This is a genomic window from Listeria sp. MAN/IMW/UF464, from assembly GCF_058683955.1.
On sequence record NZ_JBZWZP010000001.1, the window covers coordinates 32859 to 47990 of the forward strand.

A 15132-nucleotide genomic window follows, 5' to 3' on the forward strand; every position below is an offset into this window, starting at 1 on the left:
ACGTTTGGAAGAAAAAAAGGTATACGTATTAACTAATATGTTTACTGTTTCACTTGAAAAATTACTTACAAAGAGGAGCGACACAGAATGAAGAAAATTTTATCATTGTTAGTAGCATTTATTTGCGTATGGAGTATGGTTATGCCGAGTGTGGAAGCGAGTGCGGCAGCTAAAATTATTACATGGGATTTAGTAGATAGTAGTAAGCATTTAGATTACTCAGGTAATTCGAAGTATATGTCTTTTATAAGATCAGGGGCCAATACTTGGAACGCCTATAAAAAGGGAGTAATTAGACCAGCTTCTGCGCAGAATAAATCTGATGTTTATTGCAGTGATGTTTCCGTCAATAACAATGTTAATGCTACTACTTATAGCAATGGAAAAATTACTTTTAACAAAAAAAATATGGATAAAAAAAATAATGCTGGTAAGCAAAATGTAGCAACACACGAATTAGGTCATGGTTTGCGATTAGCTCATAATGCATCCTCTGATGTGATGTACCAATATAGTACTTCCAAGACGAGCTTATCTACGAACGACAAAAGATCTTATGATGCAGCATATAAAAAATATTAAAAAGGGGTACTTAAGATGAAAAAGACAACTATGGGAATAATTGCTTCAACAGTAACAATTTTAGGTATCGGTTGCTTGCTAACAGTAAGTACATATGCAGAAAAAACAGAACCAAAGAAAAAAGAAGTTCCAACTTATGCCATTCATTCAGACTATACACTAAATATCGATAATCCAAATGAAGTTGTTGGTGATGCGGATTATGTGTTTGTCGGAAAAGTAACAGGAGAGAGCGGGACTATTTATAAAAATAAAACGCCAATCGAACAAGAAGATGGTTCGGTAAAATATATCGGAGAAGCCTACACAAATTATAAAATCAAAGTTATTTCTAATTTAAAAAATGAACTGGCAACGGATAAAGAACTTGCGATAGCCAAACAAGGTGGTATTCGAGAGGACGGTTCTGCCTATGATATATTTGAAGATGACATACTGCCAGATGTAGGAAAAGTTTATATTTTTACTGCTTATACGCAAGATGATGGTTCATTACTTATTTCAGGTGGTAACTCTACAATAGCATTCGATGAAAAAACAAAAAATATCGATACAGCAAAAGAAGTTACGCAAACAGAAGAATATGAAACATATGAAAATGCCGTAGAAAACCAAGTGAAAATAGAAGAAAACTAAATAGAAATGATCAAAAAGCATAACGGTGCTTACTAAGTATCGTTATGCTTTTATTGTATATAGCTGTATTTTTTCTTAAAAGTAATCCCGAAATACAAATAATTTTTAAACAATTTGCAATTATTTGTTGCGCTTTCAAACGAAATCGGTTAAACTAATATCGTTGCATAATAAAACAAAGGAGGAATGGACGATGAATAATTATATTACGACTTCAAACATGGCATTATTGCGCTTAAAAATAGAATTTATTTCACCGGACCATTTCGCGAGCAAGGGAACTCTCCTTTAAGTTGGTTTTATTTTATACAAAGTGGTGACAAATAAATATATTTTTTCGGGTAATAATGGGCAGAAATAGGTCCATTATTTTTATTTGTCCAAATTTAAGGAAAAAAGGGAGGGATAGTTGTTTGAAAATTTTTAAAGCATTAAGCTGGTTTTTTAAAGAAAATTGGAAGTCTTATGCGTTTGGGGTAACAATTTTATTTACAATTGCGCTTTTGCAGTTAGTACCGCCGCAAATAATTGGCTACACGGTGGATGCAGTCACAAATGACTCACTGACAAAAGAAAAATTGATTAAATGGATGCTTATTCTCGTTGTAGCAGCTGTTCTTGCTTACGTTGGACGTTACGTTTGGCGGATGTTGATTTTCGGTTCTGATAACAAATTACAACGGACGTTACGCTTACGACTGTTCGAACATTTTACGAAGATGTCACCATTTTTCTTCCAACGTTATCGTACTGGGGATTTAATGGCACATGCGACGAATGATATTACCGCTATTCAACAAGTGGCGGGAATTGGTGTTTTGACATTATCGGATTCTGTGTTAACAGGAGGAACGGTTATTGCAACCATGGCGATTACGATTGACTGGCGCCTTACTTTGATTGCATTACTTCCAATGCCGTTTATGGTACTCGGAAGTTCGATTTTAGGTAAAAAATTACATGATCGTTTCCACGGGGCTCAAGCTGCTTTTTCGATGTTAAATGATAAAACACAAGAAAGTATTTCAGGAATTAAAGTCACACGAACGTTTGGGCAAGAAAAAGAAGATATTCAAGATTTTGCCAAACAAACAAAAGAAGTAGTTCAAAAAAATATTTCAGTTGCTAAAGTGGATGCGATGTTCGATCCAATGATTTCGATTATTGTAGGGATTTCCTTTGTGCTTTCCTTAGGGTTTGGAGCTAAATTCGTTGTTGACGGAGAATTGACTATTGGACAAGTGATTGCTTTTTCAAACTATTTATTCTTACTCATTTGGCCGATGTTAGCATTTGGATTTTTATACAATATCATTCAGCGCGGAAATGCTTCTTACGACCGTGTGCAGCATTTGCTTGCGGAAAAAGAAGATGTAATTGATCACGCAGATGCAGTAGATGTTACTCCAGAAGGTAATTTACATGTGGAAATTAATGCATTTACCTATCCTGATGAAAGTGAACCAGTATTGTCAGAGATTGGTTTTGACTTAAAATCTGGTGAAACGCTTGGAATTGTTGGGCGAACTGGTTCAGGGAAAACATCGTTATTAAAATTATTAATGCGAGAATATGATACGTACGATGGCGAAATTTCTTTTGCTGATGTAAAAATTCAAGATTACACTGTACGAGCTTTGAGAGAAGCAATCGGCTATGTGCCACAAGATCAGTTTTTATTCTCAACAACCGTGCGTGATAACATTCGTTTTGGGAAACCAGAAGCACCTCAAGAAGAAGTGAGCAAAATCGCGCAACTTGTATCTGTTGATGAAGATATTCTTGGGTTTGAACATGGGTATGATACGATTGTCGGCGAGCGCGGAGTTTCACTTTCTGGTGGACAAAAACAGCGTCTTGCAATCGCACGTGCCTTAATTATGAATCCAGAATTGTTGATTTTGGATGATGCACTTTCGGCGGTAGATGCAAAAACGGAAGAACAGATTCTATCTAATTTAAAAGAGAATCGTTCTGATAAGACAACCATCATTAGCGCACACCGACTTAGCTCTGTGGAACATGCTAATTTGATTATTGTTATTGATAAGGGGAGAATTGTGGAACGAGGAACGCATAGTGAGCTAATGACGCTAGATGGCTGGTATGCAGAAATGTTCCATGAGCAACAACTAGAGGAAGCTCTAGGAGAAGGGGGTGCGGCTGATGGAAGTGATGAATGAACAAGACGAAATGTTAGTGATGTCCGGTAAAGAACACCGTGCAGTATTAAAGCGAATGCTTAGTTACACAAAATATCATATTCCAAGTTTGATTTGGACTGGAATTCTTGTTCTTCTTGTAACGCTTGCAGATGTATTCGCGCCAATTTTAATTAAAATATTCTTGGATGATTATTTAACGCCAATGAATTTAGAAATGCAAGCTTTGTTAATTTTAGGAGCGGGGTATTTAGGGCTGACAATTGGGAAATCCATTGTGTGGTACTTCCAATTGCTTTATTTCCAAAAAATCGCGCTTGAAATTGTGCAGCAAATGCGGATTGACATTTTTACGAAGCTTCATTCACTTGGAATGCGTTATTTTGATAAAACACCTGCTGGGAGTATCGTTTCGCGTGTGACAAATGATACGGAAGCTGTGAAAGATATGTTTATTAATGTGCTTTCAACTGCGATTCAAAGTTTGTTTATGCTCGTAGGGATTTATGCGGCGATGTTTGCGCTCAATGTTCAGTTAGCGCTTTATAGTTTGCTGTTATTCCCACTTATTGTCTTTATTATTTTTGTTTACCGGAAATACAGTTCCCAGTTTTACCGGGCAAGACGAGAAAAATTAAGCCAATTAAATGCGAAAATTGCTGAGTCGATTTCAGGGATGTCAATTGTGCAACAATTTAATCAAGAGCGCCGTTTAGTAAAAGAATTCGAGCACATCAACAAAGACTATTATGATGTTGGAATGAAAAATATTAAATTTAATGCACTATTACTTGGGCCAGCCATTGACTTGATTTACGCGCTAGCAGTTGTGATTATTCTTAGCTTTTTCGGGGCTGAATCTTTAACTGGTCCTGTAGCTATCGGGACAATTTATGCGTTTGTTAGTTATTTTGATCGGTTTTTAGAAGCGATTTATAACGTAATGGAACGTTTGGCTATGTATCAAGAAGCCATCACAGCAGCGTCTAGAGTATTTCGTATTATGGATGAAACAGAAGAAGTCCCAGCTCAATTAAATGATCCAGAAGCAAAAATTACTCGTGCAAAAATTGAGTTTAAAGATGTTTCGTTTGCGTATGAAGGCGGACGTGATGTACTTAAAAATATTAGCTTTACAGCAGAACCTGGTCAAACGGTGGCTTTAGTTGGTCATACAGGGAGCGGGAAAAGTTCGATTATCAATTTAATGATGCGCTTTTATGAATTCGAGCGCGGCGATATTTTAATTGATGGTAAGTCGATTAAATCCCATGAAATTGCTGAATTGCGTAAGAAGACGGGACTTGTCTTACAAGATAGTTTTATGTTTTATGGCGATATTAACACGAATATTCGTCTTTATGATAAAAACATTACGGATGAGCAAATTGTGGATGCCGCGAAATTTGTTCAAGCAGATGGTTTTATTCAAACGCTATCCGATCAATATCAACATAAAGTTATTGAGCGAGGTGCTTCATTTTCAAGTGGGCAAAGGCAGTTGATTTCTTTTGCTAGAACAGTTGTGACGAACCCACAAATTCTTGTGTTAGATGAAGCGACAGCAAATATTGATACAGAAACAGAAAGCTTAATTCAAACTGGGTTAAAACGAATGAGAGAAGGACGTACAACGATTGCGATTGCGCATCGACTTTCGACAATTAAGGATGCCGATTTAATTTTAGTTTTATCTAAAGGGCGAATTATTGAGCGTGGTACACATGATTCATTAATTGCAGAACAAGGTGTATATCACTCAATGTATCAATTACAAAATAGCGGAATGGATTTAGACGAAGCGCTTTAAGCAGAGAAGTTTATTTCAAGCGGTAAAAGGAATATAATGAGGAGCGAAGTGTTACAGCAGATAAGTAGGGGGAATTAATCGTGTCATTAGTCATTTCAATTATCATTACACTTGTTTTTGGGGCTGGAATTATCATGATAAGAATGAAAGCATCGAAGCGTCCAGCAAGTGTGAAAGGGATTATCATACCGCCAATTATGATGTCGACAGGCGCACTCATGTTTGTTATTCCTTTTTTCCGTGTTTCGGTAGTAGATATTTTAGAAGCAATTGCCATGGGGCTAGTGTTTTCTGTTATTTTAATTTGGACTACAAAATTCGAAGTTCGTCATAAATACGTATTTATTAAACGCACGAAAGCTTTTCCGGTTATTTTGATGGGATTATTGCTTATTCGGATTTTCATTAAATATTGGATTAGCGGCAGTTTGGAAGTAGGCGAATTATCTGGTATGTTCTGGATTATGGCGTTTGCAATGATTGTGCCTTGGCGAATCGTTATGTATTTCCAATATAAAAATACGGAAAAACAGCTAGGTAAAGTAGAAGTTAGTGGCGAGTACGAATAATAGTGAAAGCATTTTCCAAAACAGCTTGAATTATCTAGTATGAATAGCTTATAATGAATAATGTTACATCGTGAGTAATGTTACTTGCCGGATGGGTGAAGCATATCCGAGACTGACGCGGCCAGTTACAAAAGGGCTTCCGAGTTTGGCTTGAAAAAAAGGAGGACATCATCTTGAAAAAATGGTTATTAGTAGTTTTAACTTTAGCACTAGGATTGTCGCTTGCGGCTTGTTCCGGTTCTAATAGTTCCGACAAAAAAGAAGACACAAAAAAAGAAACATCAAACGTTAAGGACGACGTATTAAATTATTACATGGACTTAGTAGACGTTATTAATGAAAACAACGGCGATTACAACGCTTATGTAGGAGCGGTTGGCGCAGATCCTAAACCATCTGAAGCAGACCTTGCTGCTCTTGCAAAACCAGCTAGTGAATCAGCACTTAAAGTATCTGAAACACTTGCTAGTGAAAAAACACCAGACCTAGGTAAATACACAGATGATTTCAAAGCAGCTGTGAAACAATTAAGTGATGCTTATAAATTAGAAGCAGATGCACTTAAAGCTAGCGGTCGTGACACAACAAAAGCAGACGAAGCGATGGCAAAAGCGGACGAAGCAATTGCTGGCGTATTAAAAGATGCTGGACTTAATCCTTCAAGCATTACAACTGATACAGCTTCCTGATAATAAAAAAGACAGTTTCCAAATGGAAGCTGTCTTTTTTATTATTTGTTTTTTGTTTGGTTAATTTCATTTTGAAGTTGTTCAAATGTCGCCATTAATTCTTGAGACTTAACTTCTAGTAGCTCTTTTTGGTCAAGTTCGGTATCATTGAATAATACCGGATCGCCAAAACGAATAATGATTTTTTTGCGTTTTAAAATTTCTCCAAATGTTTTGGGTCCATCATAAACAGCAGGTAGCATTGGAACTTTTGCTTTATGAGCGATAGTTACAGCACCACGTTTTAAATGAAGGTTGGTTGTTTTTCTTGTACCACTAGGGAAAATACCAACTACTTTACCAGATTTAAGCATCCGAATGGGAGCTTTAATGGCACTTGGTCCAGGATTATCACGATTGACTGGAAAAGCGTTAAGGTGCGTCATTAGCCAGTTGAGGAATTTTCCTTTGAAAAGCTCTTGTTTCGCCATATAATGTACTGGTGTTGGCGACAAAGCGAAACCAAGATATAAGATCTCAATCCAAGACGTATGAGTGGAAACTACAACATAAGGCGCTTCGATAATTTTCTCTTTGTTTTGTACTTGAAATCGTCCACCAATAATAATTAAAATAAAATGAACGAGGTTTTTTGCGAAATGATAAAACAACTTCTTCACTCCCAATATTGCTAGTTATTTTTTTAAACTATATCTAGTATACTTAAAAATGACGAGTTTTGCATTAAAAATAAATAATCTCTGAGAAAAAGAAAAGAGGAAAACGATGAAATTTTTACATACAGCTGATTTGCATTTAGGGAAAATTGTATCTGGCGTATCGATGCTAGCTGAGCAAGAATATATTTTGGCACAAATAACGAAGATTGCCGAGGAAGAACAAGTTGATGCGCTTATTTTGGCTGGAGATTTATATGACCGTGCTGTACCGCCTGCGGATGCGGTGAAAGTGCTAAATGATATTTTAGTGAAATGGAATGTAGAACTAGGTATTCCGATATTTGCGATTAGTGGTAATCATGATAGTGCAGAGCGACTAGCTTTTGGCAGTCAGTGGTACGAAAGCAGCAAGCTATATATGAAAGGGAAATGTACTTCGCAGTTTGAACCAATTTCGTTTATGGATGCGGAAGTGTGGCTTGTGCCTTATCATGAGCCGGCAATTATTCGTGAAGTTTTGGCTGATAGTTCTATTCGTAGCTTTGAGGACGCTATGCAAGCCGTGACGAAACAAATTCGAACAAAATGGAACCCAGCTAAGGCGCAAATTTTAGTAGGACATGCGTTTGTTTCTGGCGGGATTCCTAGCGATTCAGAACGCCAACTTGCGATAGGAAATGTGGACCGAGTTTCAACGAACTGTTTTGATGGATTTACTTATACCGCGCTTGGTCATTTGCATCACCCACATGCGATTAATCATCCTGCTATTTTTTATAGCGGATCGCCGTTAAAATATTCTTTTTCAGAAACAAAGGATAATAAAAGTGTGCGCATTGTAGAAATTGAGGGAAATGAACTTATTAATGTAAAAGAGCGATTTCTAACGCCGAAACATGATATGCGCATCATTTCTGGAACACTGGCGGAACTTACGGAAAACTTAGTGGAAAATCCAAATGATTTCTTTCAAGTTAATTTAATGGATGAAGGTGCTTTAATTGATCCAATGGGGAAATTGCGCCAATTTTATCCCAATATTTTACATTTAGAACGTAAAAAGCAAACCTTAAAAGAAACGCAAGATAACTTTGAAGAAATGATGAAAAAAGATGATTTAGAGTTATTTGGGCAATTTTTTGAATATGTAAATGGTACGAAATTAACGGAGACGCAACAACAAAAATTAGCAGATGTATTTGAAGAAGCTCGAAAGGAGGATACTGAATGAGACCGATAAAATTAACCATGCAAGCATTTGGAGCTTATGCCAAAAAAGAAGTAATTGACTTTGAAAAACTAGGAACGGAACAAATTTTCGTGATTTCTGGTAAAACAGGGGCGGGGAAATCCACTATTTTTGATGCAATTAGCTTTGCGATTTTTGGAAAAGCAAACACATTCGATCGGGAAAGTTTTTCCATGCGCAGCCATTTTGCGACGGACAAAGAAATAACGGAAGTAACGCTTGTGTTTAGATTGAAAGACAAAATTTATCAGATCAGTCGTATTCCTCAACAAGAAATTGCTAAACAACGAGGAAATGGAACGACAACTTCTCCTCAAAAAGCTGAATTATACGAACTCATAGGTGATGAAATGAAGCTCCTTGCGAGTTCCGTTCGTGATGTTAATACGAAAATGGAAGAATTAATTCAACTTAATGTGGATCAATTTAGACAAATTTTAATGATTCCTCAAGGTGAATTTAGAGAACTACTTGTATCGGATAGTAAAGAAAAAGAAGTAATTTTGCAACGATTAGCGCATACCGTGTACTATGAAAAAGTTGAAAATTTGCTGTGGGAAAAACAAAAAGAAGCAGAAATTTTAGTTGTCGAAGCGAGAAAAAAAGTCGCCGAGCTTGCCGAACTCAGCTTGCCAGGAATAGAAATAACCGGCAAGACAACAACTGAAATTAGTTTGCTGCAAACAGAAGCTATCAAGCAAGAACAAGCAATTTTAGCAGAGTTAGAAAGTGCTTTAAGCATCATTCGTAAAGAAACAAGTGAAGCGGTTGAAAAAGTGACTCTTGCGAAAGAACAACTGCTTGATTGGCAAAATTTAGATTTATATATAGAAGAAGTAGCTAAATTAGAAGCTGAAAAAGATTTTTATCAAGTGATAGCAAACCGAATTGAAGCAGCTAAAAGAGCCAGTAACCTGCGTTCTCAGGATGCGCTTTGTATCCGTTTAAAAGAACAATTAGAAACAGCAGTAAATACTGAAAAACAAGTGGCGCATGAAGTAGAGTTGATAACAAACCGATTTTCAAATGCAAAAAAACAAAAAGAAGCACTCGCTGAACAAGAAGCAGTACTAGAAGCTAACAAACGCACACTTTTTCAATTAGAAGAAATGGAACCAAAAATCATTGAATTAGAAACAGTAACGATTCAAAAAAGACGCGCAGAAATTAATTGGAAAGAAGCAGCGGATCGTTTAGAAAAAGTGATGAAAACAGAGCAGGAAATCGCAGTAGAACTACAGTCAATGGAAACTCGTTTAGGAGAAATTAACCAAGCAGAACTAGCGATTTTAGAGGCTATTAATAAACGAACAACTGCCGAAGCTCTCATTGAAAAAAATCAAGAACTTGTTAATAAACGAATGAAAATGGATCTATGGAATAAACAAAAACAAACAGAAGAACAAACGCTAAAACAACTTTTAACAGAAAAATTAGCTATAGAAACAACGATTAAACAAGAAGAATCAAATTTACAACAAGAACAAGCTGCAACACTCGCAGCTCATTTGCACGAGGGTGACGCTTGTCCTGTCTGCGGATCTGTGTCACATCCACAATTGGCAGAATACGGGGAATCGGCCAGCCTCACAACGCTAGAAGAGGCAAAAGCCAAACTACACGAAAAACAATTAGCGATTAATGAGGTTGAAAAATCAATCAGCCAACTTGAATGGCAATTAGCTGAATGGGCAGACATAGCAGGTGTGGATCTAGTTGCAGTAGAAAAGTTATTAGCAGAAAACCGCCAATTAGCTAAAAACCTATCAGATCAAATAAATCAATTACAAACTAACGTGGCGCAAAAAGAAAATATTCAAGGCACACTTGAAACATTAAAAAACAAACAAAAAGAGCTAGAAACAGAAAAAAATAATACGGCTCTTCAAGTAGAAAGTTTTCATCAAGAAGTCCAACTCTCATCTGGAAAACTAAGCTATTTAGAACAAGCAATTCCAGTCGATTTACGAGACAAAACTATTTTTGATAAGAAAAAGAATGAATTAAGTAACAGCATTAAAACGCATCTGGAACAAGCCGAACAAGTGGATAAAATATTTAGAGAAGCTGAAAAAGAAACAACTAGGCTGGAATCAACATTGCAATCTGCCGAGAACACAACACTGGACGCTAAAGAAGCATTACAAGTCCAACGCGAAGTTTTTAAAGACGCAATGAAACAAAATGATTTTCCTACTTATGAGGCGTATAAACAAGCTTTAATGTCAGTAGAAGAACTAAAAAGTAAAGAAGAACAACTAGCTGACTTTGAGCGGAAACGCCATTTAGCTATATCACGCCAAGCTGATTTAACAGAAAAACTGAAAAACAAACAAAAACCAAATATCGAACAACTAGAATCATTTATGACCGAAAAACAATTAGAACTTGCTCAGTCAGAAGAAAACACAATTAAACAACGCGACTTTGTTTTGAAACGAAAAGAACTTGCCGAAAACTATCAAAACAGTATTCAAGCAGTAGAAAAAGCAGAAGAAAATTATGCGGACATTGGCTTATTAGCAGACTCAGCTCGTGGTAAAAATGCTAGAAGGCTAACATTTGAACGTTATATTTTAGCGATGTTTTTAGATACTATTATCCACCGAGCTAATCATCGTTTATCTAAAATGACTAGCGGACGCTTTGAACTCAAGCGAAAAATCGAAAAAGCAAAAGGGAATGTCCAAAGTGGGTTAGAACTTGAAGTTTTTGATGAATATACGGGGCTGACGCGTCATGTAAAAACACTTTCAGGTGGAGAAAGTTTTAAAACCTCGCTAGCACTTGCTTTGTCGCTTGCAGAAGTTGTCCAAGAAATGGCTGGTGGAATTTCACTGGAAACCATGTTTATTGATGAAGGGTTTGGTACGCTTGATCCAGAGTCACTAGAGGTCGCCGTAGAATGTTTACTGGAAACACAAGAAAACGGCCGCTTAGTCGGGATTATTTCCCATGTGCCAGAGCTAAAAGAACGCATTTCAGCAAGGTTAGAAGTAACTGCAACTAATCACGGAAGTACAACTAAATTTATTACTGCTAATAGCTAAAAGACCGCTTGCGTTGCCGTCACTCGTCTTTTCCTATATAATAGTAGTTTAGAGTAATGGACGGTTTTGGGAGGAAGAAAGTAATGGAGCACTTTACAGCAATTCAAAATAAAATGATTCCATATAGTGTGAAACAGGCTGGAAAAAAACTGATGGAAGACGGAGAAATCATTCAGTTTCGTGAAAAAGACGCATCAGACCATTTTTTAACCTATTTTATTGATCAAAATGTCGTAGAAGATGCTGGGAGTGAAAATTATGCTTGTAGCTGTGCCGATTTTCAGCTAAATGCTATTTGCAAACATATCTACGCGACACATTTAAAAATGGAAAAAGAAAAACAAAAAGCAGCCAAACAAGATTTTAAAAATCGAATTCTCACACAAGAATCAAATACACTTCTTTCCCTTTTTCAACAAAATATGGCGCAACAACTTGAAGTGGAAGAGGATATTACTAATAAAATACCACTTCAAACACAATATATCATTCGCTTAAAACCCGATGATTCTAGTTATATTATGACAATTGAAGTCAAAGTAGGGACAGAGCGAACATATGTAGTAAAAAATATGAATACATTTTTAGCTGCGATTCGTGATCGGCAGTGGCTTGTCTTTACTAAGAATTTTGCTTATGATCCAAATGAGCATTTCTTTTTGGAAGAAGACAAACAAATTTTGGACAAATTACTTCAAATCAGTGAAATTGCCAAGATGTATGATACAGATTCTTTCTACTGGTCAAAATCCTATGCGGAAGAGAAAAACCTTACTATTCCACCTAGTATGGCTGGTGAACTATTAGAACTCTTAACTGAGCGCGACACGACTTGTATTATTATGAAAGAACGCGTAGAAGATATTAAATACCGCGGCATCAACGTTCGCCGCGATAACCTAGACTTTATTTTTGAACTTAAAAAAAGTGCGGATGACAAATACCAACTAGAAATGGAAGACTTACAACAAGCAATCTTTTTCGAAGCTTATCAGTTACTTTTTTTTGATGGTACTTTTTTCATTCCTGTTAAAGAAGTTTGGGAATCTTTAAAACCGTTAATGGAATTTCATAAAGTTACGAAAAATGAAGTGGTGCAGTTTTCAGAGTCGCAATTGAGTGAAGTGATTTCCTATGTTTTACCAGCTTTACAAAAAAGTGGTAAGTTGAAACTGGACGACTCGATTGAAGACCGGATTACACAGCAACCACTTGATTGTAAATTATTTATTGCGCTGGAATACGGAGAGCATACATTACGCCTTGAATATCATTATGGCAATCAATTATTTGACCCATTTGCAATTACGGAAGAAGAAAACGAAAAAATCATGATTCGTGATGTGGAAAAAGAAGCACGCGTGATGAATATTATCGAAAGCGCTCCTGTTCATTTTTCAGGAACAAAAATGGTTGTTAATAAACAAGAAAAGGATTTATATCAATTTTACTATCGAACCATTCCAAAACTTGCCGAGTATGCGGAGATTTATATGGAAGATGGTTTAGAAGAAATGGTAGAAGACAACGTGCGCCCTGTGACAACGCTAGATGTTTCTTCAGATAATGATTATCTTTCTGTTTCGTTTGATTTCAAAGGCATCCCGGAAGAAGAAGTCCAAAATGTCCTAGAATCATTGCGAGAAAAACGTAGCTATCATCGTCTGAAAAATGGACGTTTCTTATCGCTTGAATCAGAAAACTATAAACAAATGGAAGACGTACTACAAATGTTAGAAGTGCGTAAAAAAGATGTCCAGCCGAATATGCAAGTTCCGCTTTATCGAGGTATGCAAATTTACGATATTTTAGGGGCGGGAACGCAAGATGAACATCATAAATTCAGCCGTTCTTTCCGTGAACTACTGACAGACATAACTACTCAATCAGAAGACAGTTTTAGTTTACCAAAAGGATTAAAAGCAGAGTTGCGTGATTATCAGTTAACAGGTTTTGAATGGATGAAGTCACTTGCTAAATATAATCTTGGTGGTATTTTGGCAGATGATATGGGACTCGGTAAAACTGTACAAACGATTAGCTTCTTGGCATCAGAATTAGAAGAGAATCCGAACTTAAAACCGGTCTTAATAGTTACACCAGCCTCACTGCTCTACAACTGGCAAAGTGAATTAGAAAAATTTGCGCCAGAAATCCCTGTGACTGTTTTACATGGAACGAAACAGGCTCGTATGGCAGAAATGGAAGAGATAAAACACGGTCATGTTTATTTGATTTCTTATCCATCTTTACGTCAAGATATTATTCATTTCGCTGATGTAGCTTTTTCAAGTGTCATTATTGATGAATCGCAAGCCATTAAAAATTACCATACAAAAGCATCACAAGCAGTGCGTGCGCTTAAACGAAATCATGTATTTGCGTTAAGTGGAACGCCACTTGAAAATAGTATCGATGAATTATGGGCGATTTTCCAAACATTAATGCCAGGATTTTTCCCATCGCTACGCAAATTCAAAGAAATCCCGTACGAAAACATTGCCAAAATGATTCGTCCGTTCTTACTGCGCAGATTAAAACAAGACGTAGTAAAAGAACTACCCGATAAAATTGAAACAAACCTTTATTCTGAATTAACCGATGAGCAAAAAACAATCTACTTAGCTTATTTAGAGAAAATTCAAGCTGATTTAGAAGAAAGTAATGGCAATGCTTCGGAAGAACGAATCAAATTACTCGCGGGATTAACCCGTTTACGCCAAATTTGCTGTGATCCAAGCCTTTTTGTCGAAAATTATCAAGGTGAATCTGGTAAATTACTACAGTTATTTGATACAATACAGACAGCAAGAGAAAACGGCAAACGAATACTGATTTTTTCTCAGTTCACTGGTATGCTTGCGATTATTCGCCGGAAATTAGAAGAAGATGGTCAACCCCTTTTCTATATGGATGGTAAAACGCCTGCTAAAACAAGATTAGATATGGTTAATGCTTTTAATGAAGGTGAGAATGATATTTTCCTAATCTCTTTAAAAGCAGGAGGAACCGGGCTAAATCTTGTGGGTGCAGATACGGTGATATTATACGACTTATGGTGGAATCCAGCTGTAGAAGAACAAGCGACAGGACGTGCTCACAGAATCGGTCAAAAACGTGTCGTTCAAGTGTTCCGAATGATTACAAAAGGAACGATTGAAGAACGAATTTTTGACTTACAAAAGAAAAAACAAGCGCTCGTGGATGAACTTATCCAACCAGGGGAACAAATGCTAGGTAAATTAAGCACAGAAGAAATTAAACAAATTTTACAATTGGATAATGGAAGGGATGACAAATAATGAAAAAGTGGGAAGTATTCGCAGTTCAAAATGTAGGCGCAGCAGAGGAAATTATCAACAAGTTAGTAAGTGAGGGCTATGAAAAAGAAGATATTTCTGTTTTAGCTAAATCCAAACATAATAAAAATCTCGAAACATTAGCGGAAAAAGAAAATATTGAAATCGAACGTCCAGTTAATGAAGAGGCGTTTGGCATTATCTCTGGAATACTGCAATCACTTAGTGGCGCAATTGTTATTCCACAAGCTTATAATCCGAAATACGGTGCCCTTTATGCGGCAGGACCTTTTGCTAAATGGTTCTCAAAAACAGACGATAAATCTGTTAAAAAACTTCTAGAAGATTTCGACTTAACAGAAGAACAGGTTGATAAAATGATTGAAAATTTACATGCAGATAACATCTTAATTTTTGCGAGATAGTA

At 36.5% G+C, this 15132-nt stretch carries 11 protein-coding genes; 10 read left to right on the forward strand and 1 reads right to left on the reverse strand.

The genetic code is table 11. The features are described 5' to 3' along the window. The first annotated feature begins 87 nt into the window (after nt 1–87). From AC4PG0_RS00250 to AC4PG0_RS00275, 6 genes are all read left to right on the forward strand, one after another. Nucleotides 88–582: a matrixin family metalloprotease gene (locus AC4PG0_RS00250; RefSeq protein WP_003772139.1), complete on the forward strand. Its 495-nt coding sequence runs from the start codon at nt 88–90 to the stop codon at nt 580–582. 15 nt (nt 583–597) lie between these two features. Further along, nucleotides 598–1218 (forward strand): cell surface protein, encoded by a 621-nt coding sequence (locus AC4PG0_RS00255; protein ID WP_203575973.1) that lies wholly within the window; start codon nt 598–600, stop codon nt 1216–1218. Nucleotides 1219–1631: 413 nt separating this feature from the next. Beyond that, a complete protein-coding gene (locus AC4PG0_RS00260; RefSeq protein ID WP_010991648.1) occupies nt 1632–3401 on the forward strand; it encodes an ABC transporter ATP-binding protein in 1770 nt (589 codons plus the stop codon). Next, nucleotides 3385–5190, forward strand: coding sequence for an ABC transporter ATP-binding protein (locus AC4PG0_RS00265; RefSeq protein WP_003772133.1), 1806 nt, complete (start codon nt 3385–3387; stop codon nt 5188–5190). The genes AC4PG0_RS00260 and AC4PG0_RS00265 overlap by 17 nt, the downstream gene beginning before the upstream one ends. Nucleotides 5191–5270: 80 nt before the next feature. Beyond that, nucleotides 5271–5759, forward strand: a complete 489-nt coding sequence (locus tag AC4PG0_RS00270) for a CcdC family protein (protein WP_003772132.1) — start codon at nt 5271–5273, stop codon at nt 5757–5759. A gap of 173 nt (nt 5760–5932) precedes the next feature. Beyond that, a complete protein-coding gene (locus AC4PG0_RS00275) occupies nt 5933–6448 on the forward strand; it encodes a hypothetical protein (protein WP_003767188.1) in 516 nt (171 codons plus the stop codon). Nucleotides 6449–6489: 41 nt separating this feature from the next. Here AC4PG0_RS00275 and AC4PG0_RS00280 read toward each other — a convergent pair whose 3' ends face one another. Further along, a complete protein-coding gene (locus tag AC4PG0_RS00280) occupies nt 6490–7098 on the reverse strand; it encodes a lysophospholipid acyltransferase family protein (protein ID WP_003762533.1) in 609 nt (202 codons plus the stop codon). Nucleotides 7099–7213: 115 nt separating this feature from the next. On the opposite strand from AC4PG0_RS00280, the gene AC4PG0_RS00285 reads away from it, so the two are divergent. The 4 genes from AC4PG0_RS00285 to AC4PG0_RS00300 all read left to right on the forward strand — a co-directional run bounded on the left by AC4PG0_RS00285 (nt 7214) and on the right by AC4PG0_RS00300 (nt 15130). Next, nucleotides 7214–8338 (forward strand): exonuclease SbcCD subunit D, encoded by a 1125-nt coding sequence (locus tag AC4PG0_RS00285; protein WP_185484711.1) that lies wholly within the window; start codon nt 7214–7216, stop codon nt 8336–8338. After that, complete coding sequence (locus AC4PG0_RS00290) at nt 8335–11406, forward strand: SbcC/MukB-like Walker B domain-containing protein (RefSeq protein ID WP_492167666.1); 3072 nt, start codon at nt 8335–8337, stop codon at nt 11404–11406. Before AC4PG0_RS00285 ends, AC4PG0_RS00290 begins: the two co-directional genes overlap by 4 nt. Nucleotides 11407–11489: 83 nt before the next feature. After that, a complete protein-coding gene (locus tag AC4PG0_RS00295) occupies nt 11490–14708 on the forward strand; it encodes a DEAD/DEAH box helicase (RefSeq protein WP_033532965.1) in 3219 nt (1072 codons plus the stop codon). Beyond that, on the forward strand, nt 14708–15130 hold the full coding sequence (locus AC4PG0_RS00300; RefSeq protein ID WP_003762529.1) for a general stress protein: 423 nt from the start codon (nt 14708–14710) through the stop codon (nt 15128–15130). The genes AC4PG0_RS00295 and AC4PG0_RS00300 overlap by 1 nt, the downstream gene beginning before the upstream one ends. Nucleotides 15131–15132: the final 2 nt, after the last annotated feature.

Excerpts from the sequence above, each read along its gene's own strand:
- AC4PG0_RS00250 (WP_003772139.1), top strand. The coding sequence starts at position 88 with ATGAAGAAAATTTTATCATTGTTAGTAGCATTTATTTGCGTATGGAGT.
- AC4PG0_RS00255 (WP_203575973.1), top strand. The coding sequence starts at position 598 with ATGAAAAAGACAACTATGGGAATAATTGCTTCAACAGTAACAATTTTA.
- AC4PG0_RS00265 (WP_003772133.1), top strand. The coding sequence starts at position 3,385 with ATGGAAGTGATGAATGAACAAGACGAAATGTTAGTGATGTCCGGTAAA.
- AC4PG0_RS00285 (WP_185484711.1), top strand. The coding sequence starts at position 7,214 with ATGAAATTTTTACATACAGCTGATTTGCATTTAGGGAAAATTGTATCT.
- AC4PG0_RS00290 (WP_492167666.1), top strand. The coding sequence starts at position 8,335 with ATGAGACCGATAAAATTAACCATGCAAGCATTTGGAGCTTATGCCAAA.
- AC4PG0_RS00295 (WP_033532965.1), top strand. The coding sequence starts at position 11,490 with ATGGAGCACTTTACAGCAATTCAAAATAAAATGATTCCATATAGTGTG.
- AC4PG0_RS00300 (WP_003762529.1), top strand. The coding sequence starts at position 14,708 with ATGAAAAAGTGGGAAGTATTCGCAGTTCAAAATGTAGGCGCAGCAGAG.